This is a genomic window from Nonomuraea sp. NPDC048901 (assembly GCF_040649695.1).
GTDB lineage: Bacteria > Actinomycetota > Actinomycetes > Streptosporangiales > Streptosporangiaceae > Nonomuraea.
On sequence record NZ_JBEZFW010000001.1, the window covers coordinates 339,974 to 355,384 of the forward strand.

Consider the following 15,411-nt stretch of genomic DNA (forward strand, 5'->3'; position numbering starts at 1 on the left):
GGGCCGCTAAAGGCGCCGTTAGCAGCCGTTAGGGGATTGTCGAGCTGAGCGGCCAACGCCTGATCCGGTACGGCGTCCACCACACGTACCGCCCCACCTGATGCAGCAGTTCCGCCCGCAGATACCGCTCCGTCACCGTCGGCGCCAGGCTCGCCGCCCGCACGCCCCGCAGCAGCGGCGCGATCGCCTCCTCGCGGTTCGGGTTGCGAATGACGAGGCGTCTGAACGAGCCCGTCCGGCGGTCGCGGATCTCGATGAAGCCGGGACCGAGCCGGTAGCCGCACTTCGCGATGTGGAAGGTGTCGCGCCACTCGGCCGCGATGCCGTCCCCGGCGGACCCCGCGTACACGGCCGCCGGAGGGTGCAGGTGACTGAGCGGCCGCCAGCCGGCCGGGCCGACCGACATGCGGAGGGTCCAGTCGACCGCGATCCCGTGGCTGGTCAGCTCGCGGATGACGGCGAGGGCGGCCACCGCCGCCGCGCCGCCCGGGTCGTCCAGATCGACCATGTCGTCCAGCTGGGCGAGCTGGACGCCGTCCGCCGCCAGCCGGGACACGGTCGCGAGGGGGTCGCCGGTGACGTTCACGCGGCCCGCGTACATCCCCCGGACCCGCATGGCCGCCGGGTCGCGATCCTTCCACAGCGTCATCGGTACGTGAGCCGGAAGCCCGGCGACGGTGCTCATCGGGGTGTCCCCACTGGTACCGCAGCCTTCGAGAGTGCCGGTACGAGCGGTTCGCCGCGACTGAGATTCTCGCCGTCGAGCCGCATCAGGTCCTGGTTGGCGACGGCCGGGGCGACGTGGACCGCCTGGCCGGCGTCGCAGAAGATCAGGCCGAGTTCGCGCCAGCGCGCGAGCAGCACGTCGATCCGGTCATCGGTCACGTCCTCGTGCCGGGCCGCGGCCTTGCGTACGAGCGCCGCCGGGCTGTGCGGCGTGTCGAGCAGGCGGAACACCGTCAGCTCCAGCGGTTCGGTGAGGTCGAGCAGGTGCCAGGAGAAGCCGGGCCGGGTGTCGACGAACACGATGTGGTCGCCCAGGTCGCAGTGGGTCAGGCGGCTGCGCGGGTAGGCGTCCGTCCAGGCGGCGACGGCCGCGCGCAGGCGGTCGAGGCAGTCCGCGTCGATGCCGCGGCGCGGGGAGTCGAAGACATAGACGAGGTCGGCGAGCTCGGCTTCGGGCAGATCGTAAATATGCCGATACTGCGCGGCCGGGCGGAGCTCCCCGAAACCCAGCTCGGGCCGGTCGAAGTACGGGCTGAAGCGCTCGACCTTCAACCGGGTGGCGTTAGACGGCGGCATGAGGTGGACCAGGGCGGGCACCTGGTCGATCACGCTGTCATAGTCGGCCTCGGACTCCTCCGGGAAGCCGTAGAGGTAGTTCCAGTTCAGGTTGATGCCGACGGTCTCCGCGTCACGCAGCAGCCGTACGTTCAGGCAGCCAGTCACTCCCTTGTCCATCAGGGTGAGCACCCGGCTGCTGAGGTTCTCGATTCCGGGCTGCATGTAGTCGATGCCGGCCGCGCGCAGGATCTCCAGCTGGTCCCGGCGCAGGTTCGACTTGATCTCGTACCCGATCCGCAGGTCGTAGCCGGACTCCTGAAGGCGCGGCGCCATCGACGTCAGGTAGGCCATGTCGAGGATGTTGTCGGTCACCCACACGTCGAGGACCCGATGCCGTTCGACCAGGCTGAGGATCTCCGCCACGAACCGGCCGGGGTCCTTGCTGCGGAACTGCATGAGCGAGCCGTTCAGCCCGCAGAACGTACAGTGGTGCTTCTCGCCCCACCAGCAGCCGCGCGAGCCTTCGACGGTGAGCCGCGGTTCCACCCAGGTGCCCGCGAGGGACCTCGCGTGCTGTTCGAAGTAGTCGCCGAAGTCGGGCGGGACCAGCGCGTCGGGCGGTAGCGGCCGGGCCTCCACCGCGTTCACGACGGACTCGCCGCTCGGCCCGCGCCAGCACAGTCCGGCGATCTCGCTGACATCGCCCCCGTCCCCGCCGTCGGCGCCGATCGCGGAGAGCAGCTGCGGGAAGGCCAGCTCGCCCTCGCCGCGTACGACGAAATCGATGAACGGGAAATTGCGGTGCATCGCCGCGCCCTGCGGACCCTCGCAGTTCGCGCCCCCGAACACCGTGACGGCATCCGGCGCCTGCCTCTTGACCGCGCGTGCCGCCGCGAGGGCCGCGGCGTTCTGCGCGAAGGTGGCGGTGAAGCCGACCACGTCCGGCGTCATGGCCGCGATCCGGGCGGCGGTCTCCTCGATGAACAGCGGCGCCAGCTCGTGGAGTTGCGTCGCCTTGGCGAGCATCGGCTCCGGCACGCTGCCCCCGAGGAACTCGGCGAACTCCGCCACCTTCCACCGAGGCCGCTCGTTCAGCGCCGCCGAGAAGATCCACTCGCTGTGACCGGAGAAGTAGGAGCTCACGAAGGTGTCGTACTCCTCGAACGTGAAGCCCACGTGCTCGTCCACCCAGTCGATGTAGTCGAGCTTGGCATGGACGACGTCGACCTCGGCGTCCGGGAACACGTCGAGGACCCGGCGTTTGAGCACGCCGAGCGAGAGCGACGGCGCGTCGATCGACGACCACGGCATGTCCACCAACACGATGTGCATGGGTTTGTCCCTCATCTCCAGGTCGTACGTCTTACCGGGTCACCACAGGCCGCGCCGGGACAGCGCGCGACGTGCCGCGTCGCTCTCGGCCGTCGGCTCGGCCGCGAACGCCGTGGCCACACGCTCGGAGATCACTCCGCGAGTGACCCCGGCGGGCGTGGCGAAGTACGCGTACGGCACGCTTGCTTGGCCGGTGCCCGGCGTGGCCTCGCCCCAGGAAGTGAGGGAGGCCGGCGCGTACCGGCGCAGGGCGGCGTGACCGCGGCCGGTCTCGACGATCCCCTCGCTCTCGATGACGAACGACAGCGGCTGCTCGCACGCCAGCGCCGCGAACAGGGCGATCATCAACTCGTGGTCCACGGTCTCCCGCAGGATCGCGGCGTCAGCGACCCGCTCCTCTGTCAGGTCGAGCAGGAACGCGGCGAACGCCTCCTCCACCGACACTCCGGCCCCCGAGTACGGGACCAGCCGGAACCTGCTGAAACGCGGCGACCCGAGAAAGCCGTCGAGCAACTCCGCCTCGCCGATGCCAGCCGCGACCAAGGCGGACACGCTGCGCGGGAACGCCGACGCCAGGCTGCCACCCGCACCGAGCCGCCAGATGGTCGAGCGGAACCGGCGGGCGGCGGCGTCGAGCTCGTCAAGGTCGATGGTCTCCAGGCACTCCAGCTCGCCCGCGTCCGCCGCCACGGCCGCGGCGCCGTCGGCGGCGAGCCGCTCCCGGAGCCCGCTGTCGAGCAGCAGCCGCATGATCAGGTCGGCGAGCTGCTCACCGTCGAGGGACCGCGCCACCGAAGTGCTCATCACGTCGTCCCGTCGCGCCATGCGCCTACCAGCGCCTTCAGGCGGCCGTAGTTCCGCCGCGACTTCTCGACCAGCCGCCCGTCGTCGCGGAACATCGGGTCCTCGTAGGTCACGCCGAGCAGGTTGGGGCAGCGCGGCAGCAGGTACTCGGTGAGTTCGAGCTGCTCGTCCAGCAGCACCCCGTGATGCAGGTCGCGGAACTTGCCCTTCACGATCTGGCAGCCGGACAGGTGCAGCTCGCGGCAGCGTTCGAGCGGCAGCGCCTCGATGTCGTCGACCATGTGGCGGCCGGTACGCCCGCGCAGCCACTGGTAGCTGAGCAGGTGGCCCACGTCCAGCGTGACGTGCACGTCGGCGTCGTCGGCGAGCCGCCTGAAGTACCCGAAAGCGTCGAGGTGCCCGAGAACGAACGACCCGCCTTCGGTGAACCCGGGGAACTCGACGTGCAGCGGCAGCTCCAGGAGGCGGGCCGTCTCGGCCACGTTCCGCGTGGCGATCTCCAGGCCCGGCTCGGTCAGCGGCGGCGGCAGCGGGTACGGCAGCGGATAGCCCCGGAGGTTCCAGATGCCAAGGTCCTCGACCACCCAGCGGAAACCGTAGCGAGCCGCGAGTTCGTTGGTGAACTCGGCCGCGGGTCGCCGGTCGTAGCGCTCGGGTGTGCCCATGTTGAACTCGGTCTGATGAAAGGCCCGGCCGAGCCCGGCGGGCAGCGCCTGGAAGAAGCGGTCGTAGGTGCGGACGTAGTCGGCCGCTCGCGGGGTCGCGCGTGAGCGGGGCTGGTAGGCGAAGGCGGCGTACGCGAAGTCGTCGCCATGGCGCTCGGCGAAGGCGCGCACCCGTGGCGTGATGTCCCCGCCGTCGTCCGTCTCCACGAACCCGACGCCCCGCCGGCCGAGCGACCCGCCGCCCCACGGCATGTCCATGAGGAGACCGAACCCCAGCCTGGCTGGGCCGGTCTCGCCGGCCCGCATGGTCCCGGTCGTGATGTCGGTCGTCATGTCGGCCTCCTGACGGGCTCGCCGCCCGCGACCACCGGCGGCGTCTCCCGATGCTCCTCATCCGCGCGTTCCGCGCTCGCGCGTTCTGTGTCCGCGTGTTCCTCATCCGTGTGTTCTGTGCCTGCCGTCGCCTCGACCAGGCGGGCCAGCAACCGCCCTCCCTGGGAGGTGCGCGCCACGAGCACGCCGTCGGCGCGCTGCTCGACGTCGCGCCGCGGCAGCGCGTAGAACCGCTCCCAGACCAGATCAGCCACCAGAATCCGGCGGTACGTGTCCGCTTCGCGCTTCGCCCCCGTGAACCCGGCCGCGTCGACGCCCGCCGGCACCGTCCGTACCCATGGATACGGCCTGACGGCTGCGACGGTGGCTCGGGCCCCGGTGCGGCGGGGCAGGATCGCGCTCACCTTGCCCGGCTTGACCGTGTGAAAGACGCGCACCAGGCGGTCGAGCGCCTCCGCCCGAGTGGGCCCGCCGGGCACCGTCAGGGGATGCCCGACCCGCCCGGAAAGGTAGCTCAGCTCCGGATTGCCGGCGAGCGCACCCGAGGTGTCCAGCGAAAGGCCGAAGCCGTCCGGGTCCCCCGCCAGCCTGCTGCCGGGCTCGGACACCATGAGCTCCAGCGCGTCGATGCCGATGCGCTCCTGGTTCGCCGCGAGGAAGCGCAGGGACTCCTCGAACTCGGCGGGCGTCTCGTCGAAGACGTACCCCATCACCGAGAACCGCAGGACGATGCCCGCCGCCGCGACATTTTCGACGATCCGCTGGTAGTCGGCCGCCCGCACGCCTCTGTCCATCAGGTCGAGCAGCCGCTGGGAGGTCCCCTCGTAGCCGACCGACATCAGCTCGCACCCCACCTGGGCGAGGCTCCGGCAGAACTCGGGGTCGGCCAGGGTGGCGTCCAGCCTGCTGCGTACGCCGAACCCCACATTGACGCCGCGCTCGCGCACCTCGCGCATCGCCTTCACGATCAGCCGCAGGTTGGTGTTCTCATCGGAGATCGACACGAAGGCCGCGCCCGTGTCGCGGACCACGCTCTCCACGGCGTCGGCGATCTGGCGCACCGTACCCTGCTGGTAGGCGCCCGGCGCGAGGGACCGATTGCCGTACGAGCAGAACGCGCACCGCCCCCAGTAGCAGCCGACGCACGAGATGATCGCGACCTCCATGGTCTCGTTGAGGTACGACCGGACCGGCAGCCCGGCGAAGTCGGGCGGCCCGAGGTCGTGGAAGCGCAGCGTGACCGGCTCCTCAGAGCGATAGGCGGGCGCGGTGCGCGGCAGCCAGGTCATGCCGGGGACCGCGTCCGCCGGGATGTTCCCGTCCAGGGCGTCCAGCCAGCGTTCGAGGGGCTGCTCGCCGGCGGTCCAGCACAGCGCGTCCACCGCGGCCCGTACGCCGGGCAACCGCGCCAGCTCCTCGTGCCGGAGCATCACCTGCTGGCCACCGAGGCAGATCTTGGCGTCCGGCCGCAGCCGCCTGATCCAGGCGGCGATGAGCAGCGCGGGGGCGAGCTGGCTGAAGAACGCCACGGACAGGCCGACCACGCGCGGCCGGTGCCGGGCCAGCAGCGCCTCGACCATGAGATGCAGCCGCTCAAGCGGTATCCCCGACGCGGCGGGCGGCAACCGGGCGGACCGCCGCACCGCGTCGTCGAGCTGGGCCAGATCCTGCCACGTCCGGACCAGGAACGTATCGCGCACCAGCAGCTCGATCGCGTGATGGGCGAGCCTGACCGCACGAGCGGGGCCCAGCTCTCCGGTCGGCTCCTTCCGCAGGACATGCGCACGGAGCTCGTCGACGTATCGGGCCACGACGTCGGCCATCGCCCCTCGGTACCAGGTGCCCGCCCCGTCGTCCGGCTGCTCGCGCACCACGTCGCCCAGCAGTTCCGGATGCGCCAGCAGGTCGTGCAAGAGGGCGATGTTCAGATCGGCCTGGTGGACCCGCCGCCCGTGCCGCCGTAGATGACCGGTGAGATAAGGCAGGCTCAAATAGGGAAAGAACCTGGCTTCGGTCTGCGGCGGAAACAGGAGCAGAACGTCGGCGTCGCGCGATTCCACCGGACCGGCCGACAGCCTCGTCAGCCCTTGGCGGGTAGGTCGCCGGTGTCCTCCGCCGCCTTGTAGGTGTAGGAGTGGTACGACCCGCTGAGCTTGAGCTCGCTGGATTCGATCACCTCAAGCTGGTCCAGCTCGGTGAATTCGTCGTCGATGACCATTTCGGGTTTCACCGCGACCACGGTGCCTCCTCGTGGGAATCTGCCAGGCAGTCTGGCGGTCCCGGCGGCAGTCAGCGCATGGACCGCACCCTTCTTAACCTGTTCAACGATAGCCACGTCATTCCGCACGTCAATAGCCGTCGAAAGCAGCCAAGGGGATGCATCTATTCCGGCCGGACATTAAATCGGGCGGGCCGATTCCAGAATGAATAGTATTCGTCACCCGGCGGTGTGGGTCGAGGCGCTGTGGTAGTCGGTATAGGTATACGGATTATCGAGGATGGTCGTCTCGGGAATGTCGGGGTTCATCCCCTTCTGCCATGCCTCTTCGCCCATCGTCGAGCGCAGATACTCGATCGTCCGATCGGCGGCGCCGCGGGCCGCGGCGAGGTCGACGCCGACCAGGCGGTGCTCGTGCTTCACCACCCGGCCGTTGACCAGAACCGTGTGGACATCCCCGCGCTGAGCCTGGAACGCGACGTGCCCGTACGGGTTGAGCAACGGGAACGACACCGGCGAAGCCTCGTTCTTGATGAGAACCAGGTCGGCCTTCTTCCCGGCGGCGATGACGCCGAGATCGTCGCGGCCGAGGGCGCGGGCGCCGCCGCGGGTGGCCCACTCCACGACCTGGTCGGCGCGCAGACTGCAGTGCGTGACCGTGTCGCCCCTGGCGTGCGCCTCCAGATGCTGGCGAGAGCGGTCGGCGCCGAGGGTGGCGCGCATGGCGGAGAACAGGTCGCCGCTCCACCAGACGCTGGTGTCCATCGACAGTGACACGGGAATGCCGTGGGCGCGGATGGCCCAGGTGGGCGGGTAGCCCTGGCCCGCGCTCTGCTCGCTCTCGGTGGAGACCGAGATGGAGCCGCCGGTGGCGGCGATGCGGTGGTAGGAGTCGGCCGACAGCGACGCGGCGTGCACGTACACGGTCTCGGGCGTCATGAAGCCGTGGTCGTGCATGAGCCGGATGCCGTCGTCGCCGGTGGCGCCCCACACCCCGGCATGGGTGGTGACCGGGACGCCGAGTTCGCGGGCGACCTCGAAGGCCGGCCGCTCGGGGAAGGCGGGGTCGCCCAGGACGTCGAAGGCGAGCTGGAAGCCGAGCAGGTCGTCACCGGTGATCCGGCGCCGCACGAAGTCGCGGAACTCCGGCGTGCCCGTCCACGCCGCGGGTGGCTGCTGGATGTTGCCGTACGCGAGGACGTACCGGCCGGGCGCCGACTGGAGCGCGTCCACGGCCGCGTCGGCGTGGTCGACCGTCTGGAGACCGTGCGACCAGTCAACGACGGTCGTGACCCCGGCGTCGACGGCTTCGAGCGCGGCCAGCAGGTTGCCCGCGTGCACGTCCTCGGGCCGGAACAGTTTCCCGTGCTCCAGGTAGTACCAGACGAAGTACTGCGTCAGGGTCCAGTCCGCGCCGTAGCCGCGCATGGCGGTCTGCCACATGTGCCGATGGGTGTCGATCATCCCGGGCATGACGATGCCGTCGCTCGCGTCGATCTCGACGGCATTGTCCGGCACCTGCAGATCGGGCCCCACGGCCGCGATCCGGTCGCCGGCGACGAGGACGTCCGTGCGGGGGAGCACCTGCCGCCCTTCGTCCATCGGGAGCACGGTGCCGCCGCGCAGCACCACGGGCTGTCCGTCCATCGACTCCATCGCCCTCTCCTTACCGCCTCGCGCCGTGTTGCCGAACGAGTGTCCGCTGTACGGTCAGCGCAACTCTAGAAGCGCGGCAGAGGATGTCAAGCAGAGGATTTCCCGGTTAGAGTGCAACGGACCAATGTCCGTTGAACGGACGACGGAGGGTGAGTCAATGAGTGATGGGCCGCTGTCAGGTGTCCTGGTGGCCGACTTCTCCCGGATCCTGGCCGGTCCGTACGCCACGATGCTGCTCGCGGACATGGGCGCCGACGTGGTCAAGGTCGAGGGCCCGCAGGGAGACGACACGCGTACGTGGATGCCGCCGGTGCGCGAGGGCGTGTCGACGTACTACCTCGGCGTCAACCGCGGCAAACGGTCGATCGCGCTGGACCTGCGCGACCCGGCCGACGCGGCGGTGGCCAGGGAGCTGGCCCGCCGCGCCGACGTACTGATCGAGAACTTCAAGCCGGGCGGGCTGGCCAAGTTCGGCCTCGACTTCGCGTCGGTACGGGCCGCCAACCCGGGCGTCGTGTACGCCTCGATCACCGGGTTCGGCTCGGGCGCCGGGCGCGACGTGCCGGGCTACGACCTGATGGTCCAGGCCATCTCCGGCCTGATGAGCCTCACCGGCGACGCGGACGGGCCGCCGTACCGGGCCGGGATCTCGGTCTTCGACGTCATGGCGGGCAACCACGCCGTCATCGGCATCCTGGCCGCGCTGCGGCATCGCGACGCTGCGGGGCAGGGGCAGCTGGTCGAGGTCAACCTGCTGTCGTCGGCGCTCACCGGGCTGGTCAACCACAGCTCGGCGTACGTGGCGGGCGGCACCGTGCCGTACCGGATGGGGAACGCGCACCCGAGCGTGTTCCCGTACGAGCCGCTGCCGACCGCGGACAACGACCTGATCATCGCGGCGCCCAACGACGGGTCGTTCCGCCGGCTCTGTGAGGTCCTCGGCATCCCGGACGTCCCCAGCGACCCACGGTTCGCGCGCAATGTCGACCGGGTGGCGCACCGCGAGGAGCTGCGGCCCATCCTCGTCGAGCGCCTGGTCAAGCGGGGGGCCGTGGAGTGGTTCCAGCTCCTCGTCGAGGCGGGGGTGCCGAGCGGGCCGATCAACACGATCGACGGGGGCTTCGCGATGGCCGAGCGCTTCGGGCTCGACCCGGTCGTGGCCGCCGGGGAGGGTGAGCGCGCGATGCCGACGACACGGCATCCGATCAGGTTCTCCGAGACTCCGGTGAGCTACCGGCTACCACCGCCCGACCTCGACGAACACGGCGAGGAGCTGCGCGCATGGCTGACTCCGTGAACGGTTACCCCACGGCGCTCGGCGCGTCGACGCCCACGTCGATCACGCTCCTCGGCCACGACCTGGCCGATGAGGTCATGGGCAAGGTCGGCTTCGGCGAGCTGGCCTTCTGGCTGGCCACCCAGCGGCGGCCGACGCCGGGCGAGACCCGCGTGTTCGAAGCCGTGCTCGCCGCGCTGGCCGACCACGGGTTCACGCCCACGGCGATCGTGACCCGGCTGACGTACCTGTCCGCGCCCGACTCCGTACAGGGCGCGCTGGCGGCCGGGCTGCTCGGCGGCGGGTCCCGCTTTCTCGGGGTCACCGAGGACAGCGGCCGGTTCCTGCACGACGTGCTGACCTCGCTCGACGGCCCGCCGCCGGACGACGACGCCGGGTGGGACGCCGTCGCCCTGGACGTCGTGTCGGCCCAACGTACGGCGGCGCGGCGCATCCCCGGCCTCGGCCACCACGTGCACAAGGAGGTCGACCCCCGGACGCCGCGGCTGTTCCAGATCGCCGAAGAGGAGGGGCTCCTCGGGCCGCACCTGTCGCTGTTCGCCGCGATCGGCCGCGTTCATCCGCGAGTGCTGGGCCGTACGCTGCCGCTCAACGGGGCCGGGGTCTGCGGCGCGGCGCTCGCCGACCTGGGGCTGCCACTGGAGCTGCTGCGCGGGTTCGCGTTGCTGGCCAGGACGGCGGGGCTGATCGGGCAGCTGGCCGAGGAGCTGCGTCGCCCGGTGGCCAACGAGATCTTCCTGTCGGTCGACCTGAACCACCGGTCCGTCTCACCCGAGCCACATCCCCCAGGAGGTTCGCATGGCTGAACTGGTCGCGGTGATCGCGTCCACCCACCATCCCTTCTTCTACCGGGCCAGCACCGCCACAGGGGAGGACCGCCCGCCGTTCGCGGACGAGTGGGTACGCAAGGTGGAGGCGTTCCGGGAGACGCTGACCCGGGCCCGCCCGGACGTGCTGGTGATGGTCGGCTCGGACCACTTCCACCAGCTGTGGCTGGACAACATGCCGCAGTTCCTGGTCGGCAAGGCCCCCTTCTACGACGCGAACTTCTACAACGAGGAGCGCGAGTTCGGCCTGCCGAGGATGCTGTTCAAGGGCCAGGAGGACCTGTCGGCGTACGTGCTGCGGCAAGGCCTGGACGCCGGGTTCGACCTGGCCTTCTCCAACGAGCTGCGGATCGACCACTCGATCACGTGCCCGATCATCACGCTCCGGCCGCAGAACGACCTGCCGATCGTGCCGATCTACACCAACATCTTCGCGCCGCCGTTACCGCGCCCGGCCAGGTTCGTCCAGCTCGGGCGGACGATCCGGCAGCTGGTCGAAGCATGGCCCGCCGACAAGAGGGTCGCGGTCATCGGCACCGGGCACCTGTCGCTCGAGCTCGGCGGCCCCCGCCAGTTCGGCCCGCACGGGCCCGACCCGGAGTTCGACCAGAAGGCCGTCGGCTGGATCGCGTCCGGGGACATCGAGGGCTGCCTGGCCGAGGTCACGCTGGACAGCCTGTGGACGCCGGGCAACGCCACCCACGGGTTCATGGACTTCATGTTGATGATGGGCGTCGCGGGCGAGGGCAGGAAGGCCGACTACGTCGACACGTACGACCTGTTCCACACCATGGAGGCCTACTTCACCTGGTATCCCACCGGAGGCGGCTCATGAGCAAGTACCTGCTCGACAAGTTCCTGTTCACCGTCGACCGCGATCCCGAGCTCGTCGAGCGCTACCGCGAGGACCCGCGCGGCACGGTGGCGATGTGGGAGACCGACTACGCCAACCGCATCCTCAACTGCCACGACGGCGAGTCCTCCACCTGGCTGCGGTTCGACGACGTCGAGCGCGAGGCGCTGGCCACGCACGACTATCCGGCGCTGTTCGGGCTGGGGGCGCACCCCTTCCTCACGCTCACGCTGTTCATCGCGATGTTCGAGCGGGACCACGAGCCTTTGGGATTCCAGCTCGAGTACGCCCAGCGGCTCGCGCACTTCGCCATGCCCTATCCCGACATCGCCACCTGAGCCGCTGCGGTGATCACGAGGCGGTGACCTCGGGCACCGTCTCGTACTGCGCCCAGTCGGCGCTGATCGCGCCGGCCGTGGTGAGCAGCAGCGGCAGGTATTCCTGGGTCAGCTTCCGTACGGAGGTCTCGGCGGCGTGCACGTTGACGTTGACGGACGCGATGACCTCGCCGAGCCCGTTGCGCAGGGGCGCGGCCACCGACCGGATGCCCAGCGAGAGCTCCTCGTCCGTGAGCGCCCAGCCCTTGGCCCGCACCACCCGCAGCGCCGCGTCGCGCTCCTCCGCGTCCGGCTCCCAGCGCGGCTGGATGCCCGAGCGGCTCGGCTCGGCCAGGACCCGGCCCACCTCAGCGGGCGGCAGCGCGGCGAGCAGCACCTTGCCGAGCGAGGTCTGCAGGGCCGGGAACCGCGTCCCGATCTGCACCCGAAGGGCGACGATCTTCGGCACGGCCACCCGGGCGACGTACACGATGTCCGACCCGTCGAGTTGGGCGATCGAGGAGGACTCGTTGGTCTGCTCGACCAGCCGCTCCAGATGCGGCCGGGCGACCTCCCACAGACCCATCGAGCGCACGTACGACATGCCGAGCTCGAGCACGCGCGGGGTGAGTGCGAAGCCACCCTGCTCGGCCCGCGCGTATCCCAGCTCCTGCAGGGTCAGCAGGATGCGCCGGGCCGTCGGACGGGCCAGCCCGGCCGCGGTGGCCACCTCGGTCAGCGACATGCTCGCCCGTCCCGGCTGGAACACTCTGATGACATCGAGGCCACGGGCCAGCGCCTCGATGAAATCGGGTCCGGTCTCGGCGCGCGCCATGGGAGGTCTTCCTCTGCTCGGTTGTCCGCATGGCGGCGGCGTCCCGGCCGTGGCACCTGCGGCGAATCGCCTGATTATATCAGCGGGCGACCGCCAGTCGGACAGTTGTCCGAGCAGACTGGTTCTAACCGCCGATCACCCCGAAGACGGCGATGGAGACCGCGTAGCAGAGCGCGATTACGACGACGCCCACCACGTTCGCGCGGGCGGAAGTCGTCCGGCCGGGTACGAGCCATCCCGCGAAGACCCTGTTCACCAGCGGCATGGCCAGCCACGTCAGGACAGTGACACTCAACACGTTGCTGAGGAACATGGCGAGATATCCAGGCAGGTGCGCCATCGCGAACCCACGGACCGCTGTCAGGTTGAGGATCATCACCGTGGGATAGAGAACGAGCAGCACGGTCATGGCCTGTTTCCAGCTCGGCGGGGCGCCGTCTCCCGCTTCGCGGCCGAACTGGAACCAGCCGCTGAACGCCGACTGGACCTTACGCACGTCGTAGTCGACGAAGTAGTCACGACCCTCCTCCAGCAGTTTCGCGCGGCTGTCGGACCCGAGCCATTCGTCCAGATGCTCACGCGTGTCGTAGCGCAGCAGCACGACCCAGCGATCCTGAACACCACTCACGGGCTCGAACTCCTCGGTGCCCATGAAGCCCGCGAACCTCTCCTGCGCTTTACGGACCTTCTCCTGCCAGCGCGCGAAGTCGGCCTCGCGTCCCGGCCGCACATTGTGCGAGATCACCGCCGTGACGGCTTCCCGGACCGCCGTCCCCCCGGCGAGAACCTCCTGCGACGCGGGCTCCTCCAGCATCGGGCGAACCTCGTCGAGCAGTTTCCGCCGCACCTCGGAATCAAGCCACGCGGTCAATTGCCCGATGCTGGAGAAGCGAAATACGACGACCCATGAATTCTGCTCGCCGGCGATCGGCGGATAAAGCTCGGTGCCCTCGAACCCGGGGAAACCACGGGCGATCTCAGTCGTCTTTTTCTGCCACCGCTCATAATCATTGTCGCGGCCTTGGCGAACTGTCGAGGAAATAACCACGGTCGCGCCCTGACCGTCGGGACTGTGGCCACCACCAGGCTTCATAAGGCCGAGTGTAGTGCAGCAACGCCCGGGTAAGGAGCAGGATGCGGCGGTTGACCAGATCGGCGAAGGGCCGAAACTTCAACCGCCTTTTACGGATCGGAGGGTTCGGAATGGACTCCAAGGATTTCATGGCGGAAGCGGTGCGGCTCGCTATCGAGTCCGTAGAGAACGGTTGGGGCGGCCCTTTCGGTGCGGTCCTCACCAACGATGGAGAAATCATCGCCCGAGGGCAGAATCGCGTCCTTCTCACCGGCGACCCCACGGCCCATGCCGAAGTGGAGACCATCCGCAAGGCCATTCAGATCTTGAATTCCCGGGCCCCCTCCATACCGGAGAGCCAACAGAACGAATCGACACTGGAGCTCGTGCCACGCCCTGAGGGATCCCCGGATCTCATGCCGGAGCGGGCCCGGATGCTCATGGGATACACGCTCTACAGCAGTGGCGCCCCTTGCCCGATGTGCATGAGCGCCATCTACTGGTCACGTATCGACAGGGTCTACTTCGCCTTCGACCTGGCGGCGACGAAGAAGATCGGCTTCGACGACGAGTTCCAGTACCAGGACTTCACCCGGCCTCTCGACGAGCGAAGGATCCTGATCCAGCAGGCTCAGCCCGAACTCGGCGCCAAGGCCTGTGCGGCGTGGATGAACAAGCCCGACCGGCACCCGTACTGACCGGGTTGTTCAGGTGATGGTGATACGGCCGCTCCAGGTCGCGGCCGCGGCGCGATAGATCGTGAACAGCCCACTGTCGAAGTACGGGGAGACTCCCGTGTCGTAACGGCCGTCGCCGTCGGTGTCGGAGACGCCGGTCGTGATGCCGTTGAGATAGCCGAGGCCCTGGTCGTCGCGGTAGCTCTGCAGCCAGGAGGAGCCGAGGGAGCCTTCGCCGGTGAACGGCGAGTCGACGCCGACGGGCTGGTCGGCGGGCGGATCGGAGAGCTTCATGACAAAGGTCTGCCCGGTGGATCGCTCGAGGGTCGCGCCGGTGTAGGGCCGAGTCCCGTCGGGGTGGGGACCGGCTGGATAGCCGAAGACGTCGACGGCCGTCGTCGTCGTCTGGTCGATCGTCTGATTGAAGGCGAGGCCCTGCGCGCCGACGATGTCCGCCAGCCTCCCATTACTGGTCAGCGCTCCTGAGGCGGAGGGGACGACGCCGTAGTAGACGTTCACGAAGGCGAAGTCGCGGTCCTGATCCCTGTACGTCGTGAAGTCGTAGTGGGTGAACGCCTGCTTTCCGACGTACAGACCGAACGGGGTGGCGCCCTCGGAGTAGCCGGGCACGAAGGCCCACTTGTCGACCGTGGCCGAGGCGCCCTCCATGTCGTACACGCAGTGCGCGTCGGTGGCGACGAGGTTGCGGTACGCCGACTGGACGGCGGTGCCCGAACACCAATGCGGCTGACCGTCGGCGCCGACGAAGAACACCTTCCCCGAGGTCTGAGGCAGCTGCCCTTCCGCCTCCGGAGGCACCGGCACCACCAGACCGGGCTTACCGGACGGAACGACGGCGTCGGACGTGCGTTCCCCGTGGATCTCGGCCGGTGGGGCGTAGGGCGTGGCGCTCTTGAGGTTGGCGCCCCCATCGGCGAGCCAGAACGTCGCGACCTGCTGCCCACCCGCCATGCTGGCCAGCGGGGCCGACACCACGTCCGCGGCCTGAGCGGGCGTGGCGACGGCGGTGGCGCCCAGCAGCCCTACGCCGACACCTAGCGCGAGCAGCCTGCGTCGGATCATCGATCATCCCCGTTCCGTTGTGGCGCGTCCATGACGGCCTCATCAGCATGGAAAGCCGGTCTGGACCGACCAGCACCAAGATCGTAATCCGCGCGGGTCGTCTCGGGAAGACCTAATGCGAACTTATGTTCGACATTATGTGGAGCGTCAATTGCCAC

15 protein-coding genes are annotated in these 15,411 nt (G+C 69.4%); 5 read left to right on the plus strand and 10 right to left on the minus strand.

Features of this window, described 5'->3' with window-relative positions:
* Positions 1 to 28: 28 nt before the first annotated feature.
* The 7 genes from AB0C30_RS01760 to AB0C30_RS01790 form a co-directional block, all read right to left on the minus strand.
* Entirely contained in the window at positions 29 to 685 is a 657-nt protein-coding gene (locus tag AB0C30_RS01760; RefSeq protein WP_357938488.1) for a DUF5825 family protein, read from the minus strand.
* Positions 682 to 2,616 carry a RiPP maturation radical SAM C-methyltransferase gene (locus AB0C30_RS01765; RefSeq protein WP_357938490.1) on the minus strand — a complete coding sequence of 645 codons (1,935 nt, stop codon included), beginning with the start codon at positions 2,614 to 2,616 and terminating at the stop codon, positions 682 to 684. The genes AB0C30_RS01760 and AB0C30_RS01765 overlap by 4 nt, the downstream gene beginning before the upstream one ends.
* Before the next feature lie 39 nt (positions 2,617 to 2,655).
* On the minus strand, positions 2,656 to 3,420 hold the full coding sequence (locus tag AB0C30_RS01770; protein ID WP_357938492.1) for a hypothetical protein: 765 nt from the start codon (positions 3,418 to 3,420) through the stop codon (positions 2,656 to 2,658).
* Complete coding sequence (locus AB0C30_RS01775; protein ID WP_357938494.1) at positions 3,420 to 4,418, minus strand: DUF692 family multinuclear iron-containing protein; 999 nt, start codon at positions 4,416 to 4,418, stop codon at positions 3,420 to 3,422. Before AB0C30_RS01775 ends, AB0C30_RS01770 begins: the two co-directional genes overlap by 1 nt.
* Positions 4,415 to 6,478 carry a radical SAM protein gene (locus tag AB0C30_RS01780; RefSeq protein WP_357938496.1) on the minus strand — a complete coding sequence of 688 codons (2,064 nt, stop codon included), beginning with the start codon at positions 6,476 to 6,478 and terminating at the stop codon, positions 4,415 to 4,417. Before AB0C30_RS01780 ends, AB0C30_RS01775 begins: the two co-directional genes overlap by 4 nt.
* Positions 6,479 to 6,498: 20 nt before the next feature.
* Positions 6,499 to 6,657 carry a hypothetical protein gene (locus AB0C30_RS01785; RefSeq protein ID WP_357938498.1) on the minus strand — a complete coding sequence of 53 codons (159 nt, stop codon included), beginning with the start codon at positions 6,655 to 6,657 and terminating at the stop codon, positions 6,499 to 6,501.
* Positions 6,658 to 6,855: 198 nt separating this feature from the next.
* Entirely contained in the window at positions 6,856 to 8,292 is a 1,437-nt protein-coding gene (locus AB0C30_RS01790) for an amidohydrolase family protein (RefSeq protein WP_357938500.1), read from the minus strand.
* A gap of 157 nt (positions 8,293 to 8,449) precedes the next feature.
* Here AB0C30_RS01790 and AB0C30_RS01795 point away from each other — a divergent pair, with 157 nt between their 5' ends.
* From AB0C30_RS01795 to AB0C30_RS01810, 4 genes are read left to right on the plus strand one after another with little or no spacing between them, the layout of a single operon-like run.
* Positions 8,450 to 9,589: a CoA transferase gene (locus AB0C30_RS01795; RefSeq protein WP_357938502.1), complete on the plus strand. Its 1,140-nt coding sequence runs from the start codon at positions 8,450 to 8,452 to the stop codon at positions 9,587 to 9,589.
* Positions 9,574 to 10,395 (plus strand): citryl-CoA lyase, encoded by an 822-nt coding sequence (locus AB0C30_RS01800; protein WP_357938504.1) that lies wholly within the window; start codon positions 9,574 to 9,576, stop codon positions 10,393 to 10,395. The genes AB0C30_RS01795 and AB0C30_RS01800 overlap by 16 nt, the downstream gene beginning before the upstream one ends.
* Positions 10,388 to 11,251, plus strand: coding sequence for an extradiol ring-cleavage dioxygenase (locus AB0C30_RS01805; RefSeq protein ID WP_357938506.1), 864 nt, complete (start codon positions 10,388 to 10,390; stop codon positions 11,249 to 11,251). The genes AB0C30_RS01800 and AB0C30_RS01805 overlap by 8 nt, the downstream gene beginning before the upstream one ends.
* Positions 11,248 to 11,607, plus strand: coding sequence for a hypothetical protein (locus AB0C30_RS01810; RefSeq protein WP_357938508.1), 360 nt, complete (start codon positions 11,248 to 11,250; stop codon positions 11,605 to 11,607). The genes AB0C30_RS01805 and AB0C30_RS01810 overlap by 4 nt, the downstream gene beginning before the upstream one ends.
* A gap of 13 nt (positions 11,608 to 11,620) precedes the next feature.
* On the opposite strand, the gene AB0C30_RS01815 is transcribed toward AB0C30_RS01810, so the two are convergent.
* Complete coding sequence (locus tag AB0C30_RS01815; protein WP_357938510.1) at positions 11,621 to 12,421, minus strand: IclR family transcriptional regulator C-terminal domain-containing protein; 801 nt, start codon at positions 12,419 to 12,421, stop codon at positions 11,621 to 11,623.
* A 124-nt stretch (positions 12,422 to 12,545) separates the two neighbouring features.
* On the minus strand, positions 12,546 to 13,514 hold the full coding sequence (locus AB0C30_RS01820) for an antibiotic biosynthesis monooxygenase (protein WP_357938512.1): 969 nt from the start codon (positions 13,512 to 13,514) through the stop codon (positions 12,546 to 12,548).
* Between the two features lie 110 nt (positions 13,515 to 13,624).
* On the opposite strand from AB0C30_RS01820, the gene AB0C30_RS01825 reads away from it, so the two are divergent.
* The gene (locus AB0C30_RS01825) at positions 13,625 to 14,191 is read left to right on the plus strand and encodes a nucleoside deaminase (protein WP_357938514.1); all 567 of its coding nucleotides are present in this window, start codon (positions 13,625 to 13,627) and stop codon (positions 14,189 to 14,191) included.
* Positions 14,192 to 14,200: 9 nt separating this feature from the next.
* On the opposite strand, the gene AB0C30_RS01830 is transcribed toward AB0C30_RS01825, so the two are convergent.
* Positions 14,201 to 15,253, minus strand: a complete 1,053-nt coding sequence (locus AB0C30_RS01830; RefSeq protein WP_357938516.1) for a hypothetical protein — start codon at positions 15,251 to 15,253, stop codon at positions 14,201 to 14,203.
* Between the last annotated feature and the right edge of the window lie 158 nt (positions 15,254 to 15,411).